The organism is Pseudomonas sp. MDV22-iso1 (genome assembly GCF_058145095.1).
The window spans coordinates 146439-163017 of the sequence record NZ_JBYVMF010000004.1; the positions used below are offsets into that span (position 1 = coordinate 146439).

16 protein-coding genes are annotated in these 16579 nt (G+C 58.3%); 15 read left to right on the top strand and 1 reads right to left on the bottom strand.

Annotation, left to right across the window (positions count from 1 at the left end; genetic code table 11):
• The first annotated feature begins 1 nt into the window (after position 1).
• The 14 genes from waaC to AC3ZVB_RS07025 all read left to right on the top strand — a co-directional run bounded on the left by waaC (position 2) and on the right by AC3ZVB_RS07025 (position 14686).
• Positions 2-1063 (top strand): lipopolysaccharide heptosyltransferase I, encoded by a 1062-nt coding sequence (gene waaC, locus AC3ZVB_RS06960; protein WP_162437166.1) that lies wholly within the window; start codon positions 2-4, stop codon positions 1061-1063.
• Complete coding sequence (locus AC3ZVB_RS06965; RefSeq protein ID WP_490146151.1) at positions 1063-2184, top strand: glycosyltransferase family 4 protein; 1122 nt, start codon at positions 1063-1065, stop codon at positions 2182-2184. The genes waaC and AC3ZVB_RS06965 overlap by 1 nt, the downstream gene beginning before the upstream one ends.
• The gene (gene rfaP / locus AC3ZVB_RS06970; protein ID WP_490146152.1) at positions 2184-2990 is read left to right on the top strand and encodes a lipopolysaccharide core heptose(I) kinase RfaP; all 807 of its coding nucleotides are present in this window, start codon (positions 2184-2186) and stop codon (positions 2988-2990) included. Before AC3ZVB_RS06965 ends, rfaP begins: the two co-directional genes overlap by 1 nt.
• On the top strand, positions 2990-3724 hold the full coding sequence (locus AC3ZVB_RS06975) for a lipopolysaccharide kinase InaA family protein (protein WP_194691613.1): 735 nt from the start codon (positions 2990-2992) through the stop codon (positions 3722-3724). Before rfaP ends, AC3ZVB_RS06975 begins: the two co-directional genes overlap by 1 nt.
• Positions 3721-4473: a lipopolysaccharide kinase InaA family protein gene (locus AC3ZVB_RS06980; RefSeq protein ID WP_162437162.1), complete on the top strand. Its 753-nt coding sequence runs from the start codon at positions 3721-3723 to the stop codon at positions 4471-4473. The genes AC3ZVB_RS06975 and AC3ZVB_RS06980 overlap by 4 nt, the downstream gene beginning before the upstream one ends.
• The gene (locus AC3ZVB_RS06985) at positions 4473-5924 is read left to right on the top strand and encodes a lipopolysaccharide kinase InaA family protein (RefSeq protein ID WP_490146153.1); all 1452 of its coding nucleotides are present in this window, start codon (positions 4473-4475) and stop codon (positions 5922-5924) included. The genes AC3ZVB_RS06980 and AC3ZVB_RS06985 overlap by 1 nt, the downstream gene beginning before the upstream one ends.
• Before the next feature lie 50 nt (positions 5925-5974).
• Entirely contained in the window at positions 5975-6391 is a 417-nt protein-coding gene (locus AC3ZVB_RS06990; protein WP_490146154.1) for a YceK/YidQ family lipoprotein, read from the top strand.
• Positions 6392-6567: 176 nt separating this feature from the next.
• Positions 6568-8325 carry a carbamoyltransferase family protein gene (locus tag AC3ZVB_RS06995; RefSeq protein WP_162437159.1) on the top strand — a complete coding sequence of 586 codons (1758 nt, stop codon included), beginning with the start codon at positions 6568-6570 and terminating at the stop codon, positions 8323-8325.
• Positions 8309-9439 (top strand): glycosyltransferase, encoded by a 1131-nt coding sequence (locus tag AC3ZVB_RS07000; protein ID WP_490146155.1) that lies wholly within the window; start codon positions 8309-8311, stop codon positions 9437-9439. Before AC3ZVB_RS06995 ends, AC3ZVB_RS07000 begins: the two co-directional genes overlap by 17 nt.
• Entirely contained in the window at positions 9439-10335 is an 897-nt protein-coding gene (locus tag AC3ZVB_RS07005) for an antimicrobial resistance protein Mig-14 (RefSeq protein WP_490146156.1), read from the top strand. The genes AC3ZVB_RS07000 and AC3ZVB_RS07005 overlap by 1 nt, the downstream gene beginning before the upstream one ends.
• A gap of 8 nt (positions 10336-10343) precedes the next feature.
• Complete coding sequence (locus AC3ZVB_RS07010) at positions 10344-11774, top strand: PIG-L deacetylase family protein (protein WP_490146157.1); 1431 nt, start codon at positions 10344-10346, stop codon at positions 11772-11774.
• Entirely contained in the window at positions 11771-12727 is a 957-nt protein-coding gene (locus tag AC3ZVB_RS07015; RefSeq protein WP_490146158.1) for a glycosyltransferase family protein, read from the top strand. The genes AC3ZVB_RS07010 and AC3ZVB_RS07015 overlap by 4 nt, the downstream gene beginning before the upstream one ends.
• Positions 12728-12781: 54 nt before the next feature.
• The gene (locus AC3ZVB_RS07020; protein ID WP_194691606.1) at positions 12782-13543 is read left to right on the top strand and encodes a glycosyltransferase family 2 protein; all 762 of its coding nucleotides are present in this window, start codon (positions 12782-12784) and stop codon (positions 13541-13543) included.
• 48 nt (positions 13544-13591) lie between these two features.
• Positions 13592-14686: a glycosyltransferase gene (locus tag AC3ZVB_RS07025; RefSeq protein WP_490146159.1), complete on the top strand. Its 1095-nt coding sequence runs from the start codon at positions 13592-13594 to the stop codon at positions 14684-14686.
• Here the strand turns inward: AC3ZVB_RS07025 and AC3ZVB_RS07030 are convergent.
• A complete protein-coding gene (locus AC3ZVB_RS07030; RefSeq protein WP_235992822.1) occupies positions 14681-15247 on the bottom strand; it encodes a BUD32 family EKC/KEOPS complex subunit in 567 nt (188 codons plus the stop codon). The genes AC3ZVB_RS07025 and AC3ZVB_RS07030 overlap by 6 nt on opposite strands.
• A 148-nt stretch (positions 15248-15395) precedes the next feature.
• Here AC3ZVB_RS07030 and AC3ZVB_RS07035 point away from each other — a divergent pair, with 148 nt between their 5' ends.
• Positions 15396-16568 carry an O-antigen ligase family protein gene (locus tag AC3ZVB_RS07035; protein ID WP_490146160.1) on the top strand — a complete coding sequence of 391 codons (1173 nt, stop codon included), beginning with the start codon at positions 15396-15398 and terminating at the stop codon, positions 16566-16568.
• Positions 16569-16579 lie beyond the last annotated feature (11 nt).

Consider the following 16579-nt stretch of genomic DNA (forward strand, 5'->3'; position numbering starts at 1 on the left):
TTTGCGGGTACTGTTGATCAAGACTTCATCGCTGGGTGACGTGATCCACGCGTTGCCGGCGCTGACTGACGCGGCACGGGCAATTCCTGGCATCCAGTTCGATTGGGTCGTGGAAGAAGGTTTCGCCGAAATTCCGACCTGGCATCCCGCCGTGGGCAAGGTGATTCCGGTGGCGATCCGTCGCTGGCGCAAGAACATCTGGCAGACCCTCAAGAGCGGCGAGTGGAAGCGCTTCAAGCAAAGCGTTCGCGCCACGAAATACGATCTGGTCATCGATGCCCAGGGCTTGCTGAAAAGTGCGCTGCTGACCCGTTACGTCAAAGCGCCGGTGGCCGGGCTGGACAAAAACTCCGCCCGTGAACCGATCGCTGCGCGCTTCTATTCCCGGCGTCTTGCCGTCGCCCGTGGGCAGCACGCGGTCGAGCGTGTGCGTCAGTTGTTCGCCGTGGCCCTGGGTTATGACTTGCCCAAGGGCCTGGGCGACTATGGCCTGAACGTTGAACGACTGGTGGAGCTGCCACGCAAAAATCCTTACGTGCTGTTCCTGCACGGAACCACCTGGGACACCAAGCACTGGCCGGAGGCGTACTGGCGCGAGCTGGCCGAGCGCGTAGGCTATCTGGGCGTCGGGGTGAAACTGGCGTGGGGCAACCCGGCAGAGAAAGCCAGGGCCGAGCGCATCGCCAAAGACATGCGACACGTCGAAGTGCTACCGAAGCTGAACCTGGCGGGCGTTGGCAAAGTGCTTGCCGGGGCGCAAGCCTGTGTGGCAGTGGACACCGGTCTGGGCCATCTGGCGGCCGCGCTGGACGTGCCGACGCTTTCATTGTTCGGCCCAACCAACCCCGGCCTGACCGGTGCCTACGGCAAGTCGCAGATTCACATGGCGAGCGATTTTCCCTGTGCGCCGTGCCTGCAAAAGAAATGCACTTATCAACCGACGGCTGAAGATGCTCGTCGGTTCGACCTGAAACGCGAGTGGCCCCTGTGCTTCACGCGTTTGAATCCCGAGCGTGTCGCGACCCGACTGAGCACGTTGTTACTGGCTGAGGAGCTGCGCTGATGCAATTGGCATTCGTCTTGTACAAGTATTTTCCATTCGGGGGCTTGCAGCGTGACTTCATGCGCATCGCGCTGGAGTGTCAGCAGCGTGGTCATCAGATCCGCGTCTATACGCTCATCTGGGAAGGCGACATTCCGCCCGGTTTCGAAGTGCTGGTGGCGCCGGTCAAAGCGTTCTTCAACCATCGCCGCAACGAAAAGCTCAGCGAGTGGATGGCGGCGGACCTGGCCAAGCGCCCGGTCGACCGATTGATCGGTTTCAACAAAATGCCGGGTCTGGACGTCTACTACGCCGCCGACGGGTGCTTCGAGGACAAGGCGCGGAACCTGCGCAATTCCCTTTACCGTCGCTGGGGCCGCTACCGGCATTTTGCCGAGTATGAGCGTGCGGTGTTCGCCAAGGACGCCAAGACCGAAGTCCTGATGATTTCCGAAGTTCAGCAACCGCTGTTCATCAAGCATTACGACACACCGCTGGAGCGTTTCCATTTGCTGCCGCCGGGCATCTCCCAGGACCGTCGTGCGCCGCCGAATGCGGCCGAGATTCGCGCTGAATTTCGTCGCGAATTCAACCTGAAAGACGACGAGCTGCTGTTGGTGCAAATCGGCTCCGGCTTCAAGACCAAGGGCGTCGATCGCAGCCTGAAAGCCCTGGCCGCATTGCCCGCTGATCTGAAGAAACGTACCCGGCGGTTTGTAATTGGCCAGGACGACCCCAAATTATTCCAGATGCAGAGCGCGACGCTGGGGCTTGGCGATAACGTGACGTTCCTCAAGGGACGCAGCGACATTCCGCGTTTTCTGCTGGGCGCCGACCTGTTGATCCACCCGGCGTACAACGAAAACACCGGAACCGTGTTGCTCGAAGCCGTGGTGGCCGGGTTGCCGGTGCTGGTGAGCGCGGTCTGTGGTTATGCCCATTACATCGCCGAGGCCGACGCTGGCCTGGTGCTGGACGAGCCTTTCGATCAGACCCAGCTGAACGGTTACCTGAGCGATATGTTGAAAGACCCTCATGCCCGCGCGGCCTGGAGCCGTAACGGTCTGGCCTTCGCTGAGACGGCGGACCTCTATAGCATGCCGCAACACGCGGCTGATGTGATTCTGGCGGAGCACGCTTAATGAAGTTGATGCTGGCTGAACCGTTCAAGAGCCTGTGGGCTGGACGCGATCCGTTTACCGAAGTCGAACGCCTTGAGGGCGAGGTGTATCGCGAACTCGAAGCGCGCCGGACCCTGCGTACCGTCGTCGGTGGCAATGGGTTCTTCGTGAAGATTCACCGTGGCATCGGTTGGGGCGAGATCTTCAAGAACCTGCTCACCGCCAAGTTGCCGGTGCTCGGCGCCGGGCAGGAATGGAAGGCCATTGAGCGCCTCAAAGAAGTCGGTGTGCCGACCATGACGGCTGTCGCCTATGGCGAAAAGGGCAGCAACCCCGCAGACCAGCATTCGTTTATCGTCACCGAAGAACTGGCGCCGACCGTCAGCCTCGAAGACTTCAGTATCAACTGGCGCAAGCAGCCGCCGGAACCCGCACTCAAGCGCGCATTGATTGCCGAAGTGGCGCGCATGACCGGCATGATGCACCGCGGCGGGGTCAACCACCGCGACTGCTACATCTGCCACTTTCTGCTGCACATCGACAAGCCTGTGACGGCTGGAGATTTCAAACTCTCGATCATCGACCTGCATCGTGCCCAGACTCGCCCGGCGATCACTCAACGCTGGCGCAACAAAGACCTGGCCGCGTTGTATTTTTCGGCCCTCGATATCGGCCTCACCCAACGCGACAAATTGCGCTTTCTAAAAGGCTACTTTCAGCAGCCGCTGCGCCAGATCCTGGCGGAAGAAGCGGCGTTGCTGGCCTGGCTCGAAGGCAAGGCCAACAAGCTTTACGATCGTAAGCAGCGATACGGGGACGCGCTCTGATGTCGGGTTGGAAACTTGAACCGGCTTACAGCGACCTGGCAGAAGATTTCGGCAGTCTCGAGGCGGTGTTTTCGCTTCAGGGCGAGCGCCTGACCCGCGACCCGTTGTCCGAAGTCATCCGGGTCGAGCGCAATGGCGTCAACTATTACGTCAAGCGCTACGTCGGTGCCGGTAAGGGCTTGCGTCGGTACCTGGGCAAGCCTCGTGTCAAAGCCGAGTGGCAGAACCTCAAACGCTTCGCCAAGTGGGGTATCCCGACAGCCGAAGTCGTGGCCTGGGGGCTGGAACGTCGCGGCGCGGCCTATGATCGCGGGGCGATGATTACCCGCGAATTGCCGCATACCGAAGACTTGTCGGCACTGGCCGAGCGGCACGATCCGAAGCTGCGAGATCGTGCGTGGGTCGATACGGTGAGCCGGCAACTGGCCGGTTACACCCGGATCATGCACGACAATCGGTTCACCCATAACGATCTGAAATGGCGCAACCTGTTGATCGATGATCAGACCCGACTGTTCCTGATCGATTGCCCCAACGGTGATTTCTGGCGTGGCTTCTGGCTCAAGTACCGTATTACCAAGGATCTGGCGTGCCTCGACAAAGTCGCCAAGTATCAACTGTCGGCCACTCAGCGCCTGCGCTTTTACCTGCAGTATCGCCAACGTGATCGTCTGAATGACGCGGACAAAAAGCGCATTCGGCACGTTGTAAGATTTTTCGAGGGACGCGAATGACTGATTTTCTGGCGGCTGAAGACCGTGCGCTGCTGGAGCGTCACGGGCTCGGCAACTTTGATGCGCTCTGGGCCAAGCAACTCGAGGCGGTGGATGAACCCAACACCGCGCGCGGTGGCTGGAGCAGCGTGTTTCGCCTGGATCTTGAAGGTCATGGCTACTACCTCAAGCGCCAGAGCAACTATCAGATGCGCACGCTGCATGCGCCCTTTGGCGAGCCGAGTTTCTCTCGTGAGTTTCGCAATATCAGTCGTTACGAAAACCTGGGAATTCCCGCATTGAAAGCGGCGTTCTACGGTGAACGCAAGGTCGAGGGTGAAGTCCGGGCGATTCTGCTGACCCGTGCGCTGGATGGCTGGGACGATCTGGATTCGCTGTTGCAGCGCTGGTCGGAGCTGAGCGAGGCGCAGCACTCGGCGATCATGAACGCCTGTGGGCAGTTGGCTCGACGCCTGCACGGCGCTCGTCAGGTTCACGGCTGCTTTTACCCCAAACACATTTTTCTTCAGGCGACCGGCGACGGTTATCAAGCCCAGCTCATCGACCTGGAAAAGACCCGGCCATTGCTGTTCGGTCTTCGTGATCGGGTCAAGGACCTGGAACCGTTACTGCGCCGAGCGCCACAGTGGAACGACGCTCAGTTGCGCGAGTTGCTGGCGGCCTACCTGGTTCAATCGCCGGACAGCTCGCTTATCGACACCTGGCTGGTGCGGCTGACCGCGCGGCGCAGTTACAAGGGAGTGCGTTGATGCGTTTATCCGAACTGAAAAACGCGGGGCGCAGCCCGAGCCTGCCGCTGAGCATCTCACTGGCAGATGCTGCCGGGCCTGCTGACTTGCAGTTGCTGACCTTGTTGCGAGTGTTGCCGGGACAGCGCTATGTCGGTGCCGGTGTGTGGCGTGGTCGGCCGGTGCTGGCCAAGTTGCTGGTCGGTAGCAAAGCATCGCGACACTTTCAGCGTGAGCTCAACGGCGTGCGTTTGCTGGCTGATCAAGGACTGACAACACCCTTGCTGCTTGCCGATGGATTGAAAGAAGGCGAGGGCGGTTGGCTGCTGTTCGATTTTCTCGAAGGTGCCCACAGCCTGGGGGATGCCTGGCAACAGGTCGAATCCCTGCCAATGCTCGCGGACGAGCAATCGGCGGTGTTGGCCGATGCCCTGGGCGCGATTGGCCAACTGCATCGAAAAGGCTTGTGGCAGGAAGACCTGCATCTGGACAACCTGCTGCGTCAGCGCGGTCGGTTGTACTTGATTGATGGTGCCGGTATCTGTGCAGAAACACCGGGACAGCCGCTTTCACGACAGAAAGTGCTGGAAAACCTGGGTGTGTTTTTTGCCCAGTTGCCTAAATCCCTGGAACCGTTCACCGAAGAGCTGCTGGTGTATTACCTGCTGAGCAATGGCGAACATGCGTTACCGATGGAGGCGCTGCAAAAGCAGATCAACAAGGTGCGTAGTTGGCGGCTCAAAGACTTCCTGGACAAGGTGGGACGCGAGTGCACGCTGTTCAGCGTCCAGCGCGGCGCATTTGGATTGCGGGCGATACGGCGAGAAGAAGAGGCGGCGATGTTGCCGGTGCTGGATCAGGCAGACGCCTTGCTTGATCAGGGGCATCTTTATAAAACCGGTGGCGCTGCGAGCGTAGGAAAAGTCCAGATTGATGGTCGCACGCTGGTAATCAAGCGCTACAACATCAAAGGCTTCGCTCACTGGCTCAAACGCTTCTGGCGTCCGAGCCGTGCCTGGCACTCCTGGCGCGAAGGTAACCGCCTGGCGTTCCTTGGCATTGCGACACCCAAGCCACTGGCGGTGCTGGAGAAGCGTTTTTTCTGGCTGCGGAGTCGGGCTTACCTGGTGACTGAATTTTTGCCGGGGCCGGACATTATCGAGCGCTTTGCGCCCTACGTTGAGAGCGGCGATGCGCCTGAAGCTGAGCTGCTGGCGCTGGATCATCTGTTCGCCGAGCTGATTGGCGAGCGGATCAGTCATGGTGATTTCAAAGGGCACAATCTGTTCTGGCAGCAGGACCGTTGGGCGCTGATCGATCTGGATGCGATGCGTCAGCACACTTCGGTAAGCAGCTTTGCCCCAGCCTATGCGCGGGATCGGGCAAGGTTCATGCGTAACTGGCCAGAGGGCAGTGCGCTGTATCAGGTCATTGATCAGCGTCTGCCCAGAGATATCTCCAGCGCTGCCTGAATCGCCTTCGTGAGCAATCTCCCGAGGTCTGGCGGACAAGTTTTTATGAAATGTCCTACATCATCCTCAGATTCATGAGCTATGCCCTGAATAGTCGCGATGCTAGCTTGCCTGACGTTTTCGGAGGGCAGCTTGTGACTATAAAAATGAGTATGGCGATGGGTGCTGTCGCACTGGCCTTATCCGGCTGCGGAACCGTCGTTACGGTCTTTCAGGATGAGGCTGAAACGGCAAAGGATCTGCGGAAAAGGCAGACCTACTGTCAATCCATACCGCGTGTCTACAGCGGTCTGGCCTACGACTTCTGCATACTCAACTCGCCACCCAGCCAGACGGCAGGTTCAGCCCAAGTGGGCTCTATTCCACTGATCTTTCTCGACATTGTGGTTTCCGGCGTACTGGACACTGTCATCTTGCCTTACACCATTTATCGCCAGAGCGAGGACGGAAGCCTCTGGATCAAGTGAAGGCACCACCATGCGAAGCGTTCTGTTGCGACAGACCGGTGTAAACAACCGCCGGGTCATTCCCGCCATGTTTACGCTATAATCCCGCCCTTTAGCTGTCTCTCGCCACTTGCGAGGGGCACATCAATTTTCGAGGCGCCTTGCGCCTGCATGCAGACTAAAGAGGCTAGACCCCTGTGGCATTGACGATTCTTGGCCTGTCCGGCGCCCTTAGCCATGATCCTTCCGCTGCTTTGTACATCGACGGCAAGCTGGTTGCGGCGGCTGAGGAAGAGCGCTTTGTGCGCGATAAACATGCAAAGAACCGCATGCCTTACGAATCGGCGAAGTTCTGTCTCGAACAGGCAGGTATCAAACCGTCCGACGTTGACGTAGTAGCGATCCCGTTCGCGCCTATCAGCCTGTTTGGCAAGGCCCGCTGGCACTACGCCAAGCGTTACTGGTATGCCCCGGACCGCGCTCTTGACGCGATCCTGATGGGCAACCGTCGCTACAAGCGCTATCGCAACAAGATTGTCTGGTGCCTCGAGCAACTGGGCTTCGATCCGAAGAAAATCAAGATCGAGCCGGTTGAGCATCACCTGGCCCACGCCTCCAGCGCTTACCACTGCTCCGGTTTCAAAGAGAAAACCGCGATCCTGGGGATCGACGGCAAGGGTGAGTACGCCACGACGTTCTTCGGTTACGGCGAAAACGGCAAGATTCACAAGATCAAGGAATTCTTCGATCCGGACTCCCTCGGCGGCCTGTATGGCGCGATCACCGAATTCCTCGGTTTCGAGATGCTCGACGGTGAGTTCAAGGTCATGGGCATGGCGCCGTATGGCGATGCCAGCAAGTACGATTTCTCCCGATTGGCCTCTTTCGAGAATGGCGAATTGGTGATCAACACCGAATACGCGAATGTCATCGGTCTGCGTCGTTATAAAGAGAAGGGCAAAGGCTTCTACTTCTCGCCAAAGCTGATCGAGTGGCTGGGTCCAAAGCGCGAAGGCGACATTGCCGACGAGCCTTACATCCACTACGCCGCGAGCATGCAGGCGCTGTTCGAAAAGCTCTCGCTGCAGATGATCGACCACTACCTGGGCGATGTGCTCAAGGAAACCGGCAAGCTGGCCTTCGCCGGTGGCTGTGCGCTGAACGTCAAGCTCAACCAGAAGATCATTGCCCGCGATGACGTCAAGGAGCTGTTCGTACAGCCTGCATCCGGCGACGCCGGTACTGCGGTGGGTGCGGCGGCTTATGTGTCCCACGCCCGTGGCGTGCCGGTCGAGAAGATGGAGCACGTCTACCTCGGTCCGTCGTACACCAACGAAGACGTGCTTGCCGCGTGTGCTCGCCACCCAAGCAAGCCTGTTTGGCGCAAGCTCGACAACATGCCGGAAAACATCGCCAGGATCATGGTCGATGGCAACCCTGTGGCCTGGTTCCAGGGCCGGATGGAGTTTGGTCCGCGTGCGTTGGGCGGTCGTTCGATCATTGGTTGCCCAAGTGCCACCGGCGTGGCTGACCGGATCAACCACCAGATCAAGTTCCGCGAGCGCTGGAGGCCTTTCTGCCCGTCGATGCTCGACACCGTCGCGCCGCAGATGATCAAGATCGATCACCCGGCCCCGTTCATGACGTTCACTTTTGAAGTGGCGGAAGAGTGGAAGACCCGCGTACCGGAAGTCGTCCACGAAGACGGTACGTCCCGCGCCCAGGTGCTCAAGCGCGAATACAACCCGCGCTACTACGACATGATGAAGGCACTTGAAGTGCTCACCGGTAACGGCGTGTCACTGAATACGTCCCTCAACCGCCGCGGCGAACCCATGATCTGCTCGCCGACCGACGCCCTGAACATGTTCTTCGGGTCCGATCTACAGTATCTGATCATGGAAGACATTCTGGTCGTCAAAGAGGGCGCGGACGCATATGACTCGCTCGGCTGAACGCCATGTGCTGCAGTTCTGTCACGGCTATGACGGGCCGTTTCTGGACTGCGCCCGGCAGTATGCCAGTCTGTTCGCGGGTACCGGCTATCGAGTGACCACCGTGTTCCTGACCGGGGTCGCCGATGCCGACGTGGCTGCGGGCTGTGCCAGCGATGAAGTGTTGTTCATGGAATACAGCTCCAAAGCCATTCGTGGCCTGAAGCTGGGTGCCATCGGCGATCTGCGCAAGATTGCCGCTTCGCGCAATTTCAGTTTCTGCATTGCTCACCGTTTCAAACCCATCTATATCGCCTTGCTCGGTACTTCATTACCGGTCATTGGCGTGCATCACGCGTTTGGTGATTACAAACGCGGCACACGCAAACTCTTCGCCCATATTTTTCGTAAACGCCTGAGCCTGCTGGGCGTTTCCGATGCTGTGCGCGACGACATGCGCGAGTGCCTGCCGAAATGGCCGGCCGACCGGATTCAGACGCTCTACAACCGAATTGACGTGCAGGCGTTGCTAGACGGCCAGGTATCAATTCAGGAAGCCCGGGAAACCCTCGGCCTTTCGATGGATGCCTGGATCGTGGGTAATGTCGGTCGGCTGCATCCAGACAAGGACCAGACTACGCTGCTGCATGGTTTTGCTGCGGCATTGCCGGGTTTGCCGAGTCACAGTCAGTTGGTCATTCTGGGTACCGGTCGGCTGGAGCAGGACCTCAAAAGCCTGGCGCGTGAACTGGGAATCGGCGATCGCGTGCTGTTTCTCGGTCAGGTGCCTGAGGCCCGACGTTACTTTCGTGCCTTCGATGTCTTTGCCTTGAGCTCCGATCACGAACCCTTCGGCATGGTGCTCCTGGAAGCCATGGTCGCCGGTGTGCCGTTAATCGCTACAGCGGCGGGCGGTGCCAGGGAAGTCGTTGAGGGTGTCGGCATTCTGTTTCCGCTGGGCGATGCCGAGCGTTTGGCTCAAGGACTTCAACATTTGGCAGCGATGGATGAGCAACAGCGTCGCCAGTGTGCCGAGCTGATGCTCGACCGCTTGCATGAACGCTTCAGCGATCAAGCCGTGCGTGACGCTTTCTGGCGTTTGCCGCGTGTTCGCGAACTGGCACCGAGGGCCTGATGCTCAACAGATTTCAAAGCTGGCGTGAACGTGGCTGGTCGGTCATCGATGCCTCGACTTATGCCGACGCCTGGCAGCGTTTTGGCGGTAGCGTCGCCACTCATCCCATGGTGGTCGAACGGCTGGCACAATTGGCCGCAATCCCGGTGCGCTATCTGGCGTGGGAACAAGACGGGGAGATCAAAGCAGCGATTCCGACCTGGGGCCGCGACCTTGCCTTGTCCAAGGATGTGCTTAAGCGCAGCGGTAAAAAGGGTTTGTTCGACTTGGGTAATGCCGAACTCATCCTGCCGGCTGTTGCCGATGCCCAGGCGCCGTTGCGTCATCGCGCGCGTTATCTGTCGGCGCTGAACGAAGGCCGCTTTATCGGCCTCAAGGCGCAGACCGAGCAATTGGCCATGGCCCGCACTCCTGAAGAACTGTCGAAGAAATTTCGCTATAACCAGCGCCGTGAATTGCGTTTGCTGGAAGAGGCGGGCGGAGTGGTGCGGCCGGTCACCGACTTTTCCAGCAGCGAGCTGGCAGCGATCTATTGCGACCTGTTCCAGCGTCGCTGGGGTTTTCCTGCAACGGGGGCCGAGCGCATGGCTGAGGTCATCGAGTTGCTGCGAGAGCTGCTGATCGGCTCGGTGATTTTCCTTAACGATGCGCCGATTGCGATTCAGCTGGTTTACCGCGTTGAAGCACCGCAATGGATCAGCGTCGAGTACATCAACGGTGGCGTCGACCCCGAAACCCGCGAGTTCAGTCCTGGGAGCGTGTTGAGTTTTCTCAATACCCAAAGTGCGTGGGAGCATGCCCGGGCGCTGGACAAACCGTTGCGTTTTTCCTTTGGTCGCGCCGACCGTGAATACAAGGATCGCTGGTGCAATCCTGTGCCGGTATTCACCGTATGAGACAGCCCATGAGCCGCAAACAACAACTGCTCAAGCGCCATCGGCGCAATAAACGTTTTGGTCTCATCATCGCGCTTTTGTTGCTGATCGCCATAGGGGTGTTGGTGGCCTGGTGGTTGCCGGTGGTACTTGCGGTGCTGGGCTGGGTTGCCCACGAAGCCTGGTTCGCTGACCATTTGTTTTATTCCCCCGCAGACGATTACCAATACAGTTTTCCGCCCTACACTCAGCAGCCGAAGGTCCATCTGGACGGTGAGCGCTTGAGGCTGGATGACGGTGTCATGCTGGTCGACGACGCCACGTTGATACTGGCGCTGCGAATTAAAAGTAACTGGCTGGGGCGCTTCATTGACCCGGTTGTCGAGCTATCGGGCGGCAGCAACCCCGACCGGCAAACCTTTGAACGCGGCGTCGATGGTCTGCGTTACCTCAATCTCAGTGGTCAATCGTCGGCGTTATCCCAAGGCGAATTGCGTCTTCGTGGTCGATTCTGCCGACTACTCGGCGAGCCGGTGCTTTGGGCGTTCGAGTACCCGGACTACCGCAACAAGCGGGTGATGGTCATCGCCCCCCACGCCGACGACGCCGAACTGGCCGCGTTCGGGCTGTACAGCAGCGCCGAGCAAAGCTGGATCGTGACGTTGACTGCCGGTGAAATCGAGGCCGGGCACTATCAGCAGATGGGGCTCGATCGCGTTGAAGCGTCGCGGCTGAAAGGCTCTCTTCGTGCCTGGGACAGTGTCAGCGTGCCGTTATGGGGCGGTGTTCCGCAGGAGCGCTGTATCCAGTTGGGTTACTTCTGTCTTCAGTTGCCCGTCATGCAACGGGCACCTGCTGAGCCGGTGGCATCGAATGATGCGCAACTGGGAGATACCCGATACTTCCGACGATTCAATCCGTTTGCCCTGCACAGCGATGTTGATGGCGTGCCGTCCTGGAACAATCTGCTTGGGGACCTGCACGAGCTGATCGAGCGCATCCAGCCTCAAGTCATTGTGTTGCCGCACCCTCGCTTCGACCCTCACCCAGATCACCTCTGCTCGCAGCAGGCTGTCCTACAGGCGCTTGCCGCGACAACCTGGCAGCCTGAAACCCTGCTGTATTACGCCAACCATTTGCACGACAACGATCGCTGGCCGATGGGCGACGCTGGCACGGGAGTGGCGCTTCCGCCGCAGATCACGGCGGATGAGCCGTTGCGGCCATGGACGCTGGGCCTGTCGACCGAGAAACAATGGCACAAGGCAATGTCGCTGGGCATGATGCATGACCTTCAGCCGCGACTTCCCTTCAAACGACTTCTTCGGCGTGTGATACAGCGATGCCTGGCTGCCCGACGCTGGCCGGTTTATGGCGAGAATGAGTTTTTCCGTAAAACGGTGCGGCGCCACGAATTGTTCTGGGTCCAAGAGTTGTCTGGAAAGAGAGAAAACAATTGAAAGTTCTGTTTCTGGTGCAGAAGGAGCAGAGGGCGATCCTGGATCGACTCTATGACGGCATCGCCGAGCATTGCGATTGCGACAAACGTGAGCTGACCAGTGAAGAACAGGGCGACTTGCGCGGCTACTTTCGCAAGCACGTCGACGTGACGCTCTACGATCGCATTGTGTTTTTCCTGCGATTCAAAAAAGAAATAAGGCAGGTAAGGTTCATCCAGACCGTGCCCAACCTGGTCTTTCTGGAACACGATGCTTACCAGAATTACATCCCGTGCAAGTACACCGGTAAATTCAGCGCCCATTATCGCAAGCTGCCATGGGTGCGGGTGATCAGCTCGGGGTATGTGGTCACCGAGCGTCTGCGTGGGGAAGGCTTCGATGCGGTGTTCGTTCCCAAGGGATACGACCAGACACTGCTGCAGGACCGGGGTCGTGAGCGGGATATCGAGCTGGCATTTGTCGGCAGTACCAACAGCGTCGCCTACAGCGGTCGTAAAGCCCTGCTTGATGAGTTGGGGCGCGTAGAGTCGCTGGTGGTCACTCGGACCAAGTCTGGCGAAGAGTATTGCGAAACCCTCAACCGTATTCGCTTTTTCGTCAGCGCCGATGTCGGTATGGGCGAGTTCATGATCAAGAACTTTGAAGCGATGGCGTGCGGTTGCGTGTTGCTGGCGTATGACCAGGGCGAGGCAGAAAGCCGCGCGCTGGGGTTACAGGACATGCATAACGTGGTGTTCTATCAGACCATCGCGCAGCTTCAGGAAAAACTGGCGCAGCTGCGGGCAGACCCGGAGCTGGCGCAACGTATCGCTCGCAATGGCCGCGAACTGGTGGTTGGTCAACTCAGTTTTGCGCGTATCGGACAGCGTATTGTCGAAGAACTCGAGCCGCCATTACGTCCTCGCGCACCGTTGAGTTTTTTGGAAAAAGCGCGCTTGAAACTGGGCGTTTGACAAGGGGTAGCCAGCCATCGATATTGCTGGCACTTTGGCTTGATTGGAGGTCTGGTGCAGTTTTCTAAAGGAAGTGACATCACATTAGTGGTTACCAGCTGTGGCCGTCTTGATCTGCTCAAGGCGACCCTTGAAAGCTTTGACCGCTTCAATACGGCTGCCATTCGCGAGGTCTTCATCACCGAAGATGCAGGCGACGATGCCGTTCATTCGGTCATTCCGGCTAGCTGGAAAGGTCATTGCACCGTTTTCGTCAATCGACCCAAGCTGGGTCAGTTAGCGTCCATCGACCTGGCCTATGAACACGTCACGACGCCCTACATTTTCCATTGTGAGGATGATTGGGAGTTCTATCGTCCAGGTTTCGTTGAAGATTCTTTGGCGGTTCTTGAGGTGCGACCGGAAATCCTCCAGGTCTGGATGCGCAGCTATATTTATGATCTGAGTGTTCATAGTCCCTACATCCGTTTGGGCGAGCGGGAATTCATCGCAGGCGTGGCCTGTTATCCGCTGATTTCCGACAAGCCCGAGTGGCAAAGTTTTTCTCTGAACCCAGGTTTGCGCCGCATCAAGGAATATCGGCTGTGTGCTCCATATTCCGCGCACGACGGAGAGAAGGCGTTGTCCAAGCGGTACGCGCAGCTGAATTTGACGGCTGTGACGCTGGAAGGCGATGCTGTCCGGCACACCGGATTTGGGCTCCACGTCCAGACATCGGAAGAGCGTCAACGCAAGGCGCGTCGCAGTCGCCGCGAAAAGATCAAGTTTGCATTGTCTCTACTGTTGGGAGTCTGCATTGGCTGGTTCATCAATTAAGTGCACCAGAGCATCTCTCCCCAAGGTCCTGCATGGGCTTGGGGCGCTATGAGCATTCTCAACGTCATGTGGTCAGGCGGTGCGCCATTCGCGTCGATTCACAAGGTTCATCAGCAGATACTGTCGCAGGCCGGTTCTACAACTCCTGTAGAGACCTGGTTACTCCAGGGCGGTGTTTCTGACTGCGGCGTGAATGTTGATGGTGCCAGGGAATGGAAGCTGTCTTCTGCTCGCTTGAAAGGGCGACATTTCTGGCGGCTGGCTAAACCCTGGATGCGGGCTGGCTTCAAGAAGGCGCTGGTGGAGAGCGGTGCGAAACTACTGCTCCTTGATGGCCTTGGGGTTGCGCGCGCACTTTTGCCTCTGCTCAAAAAACTCCCCCATATCCGTGCTGTCGTTATTTTCCATGGCTCAACGCGGATACGTGCCGAGGATCGAGTCCTCTTTCAACACTTCAAGCCGTCTCAGCTGACATTGGTTGCCGTGTCGGACACCTTGGCGACCAAGCTGGGGCAGGATCTTCAACTACCCATCATTACGCTACGCAGTGCCTTCGATCCAGTTGCCTTTCGCTCGCAAGTATTGTCGCGAGACGATGCTCGTGTCCGTCTGGGTTTGCCGGTGGACGGAACGCCGGTACTCGGGGCGGTGGGGCGACTGGAAGACAAGAAAGGCTTCGGATGCCTGCTTGAGGCATTTGCCGGCGCTTTGAGGCGGCGGGCCGATTTGCGCCTGGTCATTATCGGTGAAGGGTCGAACCGGGCGGCCCTGCAGGGTCGTATCGACCACCTCGGGTTGGGTTCCAGTATCTCGTTGCCAGGTCATTTGACTGACGCCGCGCAGCTTTACCGTGCTTTCGACTGGGTCGCGATACCTTCGCTGAGCGAGGGACTCGGGTTGATCATGCAAGAAGCTGTGATGGCGGGTGTGCCGGTGGTGTCCAGCGACTTGCCAGTGTTCCGTGAACAGCTCGCTGACAAGGGGTTGTATGCAGCTGCCGCTGATGTCGATGCCTGGAGCGATGTCATCGTTCGCGCATTCAACAACTCCGCAACGACGGTCGCTGCCGACCAGCGCCAGGAGCTGGCGCCCGAGCAGGCCTGGCTGAACTTCAGTCAGGCTGCCCGCGCATTGCTTTCATGACGACAGGACAGCCTGCTCGAGTGCTTGCATTGGAAAGCTCCCGTTCAGGTTCTCGCGCGCAATATATCGCGCGAAGTGTCGCAGGTTGCGCTTGATCAAATGCTTGGGCAGTGGCGCACGCAAAAAACGCATGTCAGCGACATCGATCAGGCCCATCCGGTTGTCTGGCGTGACCACGATGTTGCCCAGATGCAGTGAGCGAAAGTAGATCCCCGACGAATGAAGACTGCGTATCAACCCGGCCAGTGCGGGTAAGGCCTGTTGCCAGGTGAAGCCTTCCTTGCCGGCGATCTGGCGCAAGGTTTCTCCCGGCAAAGGTTCATACAGCACAGCCGTCATGCCAGGCGCTTGCAGGCGATAGAACTGCAGTACCTGAAGGGTGGGTACGCCAAGCTTTTGCAGTCCCGCGACATTGTCGATGAACCGTTTCGAGTACGGACGGAACATCGCAGAAGAAAATATGCGTTTACGTCTAAACAGTTTGAGGATATTCCCATCCTGCAACAGGTAGACTTTCGGGCCGTAGCTGTCAGCCTCCAGTACTCTGGCGCCTTCAATCATGCGATTTAAAGCGTCTTGCGGAAGTCGGGAACATTGCATCGTATAAAGCCTTGTCGGAATAGCGGGCACTGTGGCGGGCAATGATGCCCAAAAGTTTCAGTTTTAACCATGCCGGGTTGGGCAGGGTGAATATCCAAGGAGCAAATTGATGCAGGAAACACGCTGGGCGCAACTATGGATGTCGACGGGGCTGCTGTGGTTTTTGCTGGCTATTGCCGTTGCGCCGTCCAACAAGGTCTACCAACAGGGCCTTATTGCCCTGATCTGGCTGCCGGCATTGGTGTTTGCCTGGCCAGCGCGAGCTCGCCTCAGGGAACTGTTCCATGAGCAGCGTTGGGTCTACCTGCCTATGCTCGGATTGCTGGTCTGGTCAGTGATCAGCCTGTCCTGGACCAATGTCGAAGAACCGAGTCGCGAAGCGAAGCGCTTGCTGTATATCGTCGTTTTCCTGCTGTTCTTCCCGGCTTTCGCCAATTCCCGGCCCGAGCGCGTGATTCGCATCATGCAATGGGGCGGTATAGGTCTCGCGCTGACGGCGCTGGCCGCCATCGTTAAGTTTTATGGGCTCCATGCCAACAGCTGGGTCGCGCGTCTTGAAGGGTTGGGCGAGCTATCGCATCCAATTCTGGGTGGGTATGTCATTGGGCTCGCAGCGGTGTGGCTTGTTCTTTGGGTGCCGAGCAATCGCTGGTTGCAAGCCGTCTGGGTGGTCGCGCTGAGCCTGCTGGGCTTGTTTGTGGTGCTCAGCCAAAGTCGAGGTGCTGGTCTGGCGTTGTTCTTCACATTGCTCGCCATGCCACTCTGGTGCCGCAATCGACGCAGTTGTGTCGTGGCGATCGGTGCGTTGATCGTGGCGATGGCGGCATTCTGGCTTTTCGAGCCGTTGGTGATGGCTCGCGGCGCTTCTTTCCGCCCGCAAATCCTGATGGCAAGTATGAATATGGTCGCGGAGCACCCATGGCTCGGTCTCGGCCTGGGTGGAAACTACAAAGTCTTTGCCGAAGGCATGTACTTTGATCACGCCCATAATCTGTTCAGTCACGTGGCGATCGAGCTGGGTTTGCCGGGCCTGCTATTGTGGTGCGCGGTGTGGTTCGCGGTCTTGCGTGAAGCCTGGAAAGCCCGGGAAACCCTGTATGGCCAAGGCATCATCGGTATTTGGCTCTTCTCGACACTTGCCATGCAGTTTGACGCGGCCAGCCTGACCGGAACGCCAAGGGCCGAATGGTTCATCAGTTGGTTGCCCATTGGCTTGGCCAGTGTTTTGGTATGGGCACGGGTCAACTCCAGCGGCTGTGATAAAATTTCGCGTTCTTCCTAACAAGTGAGCTC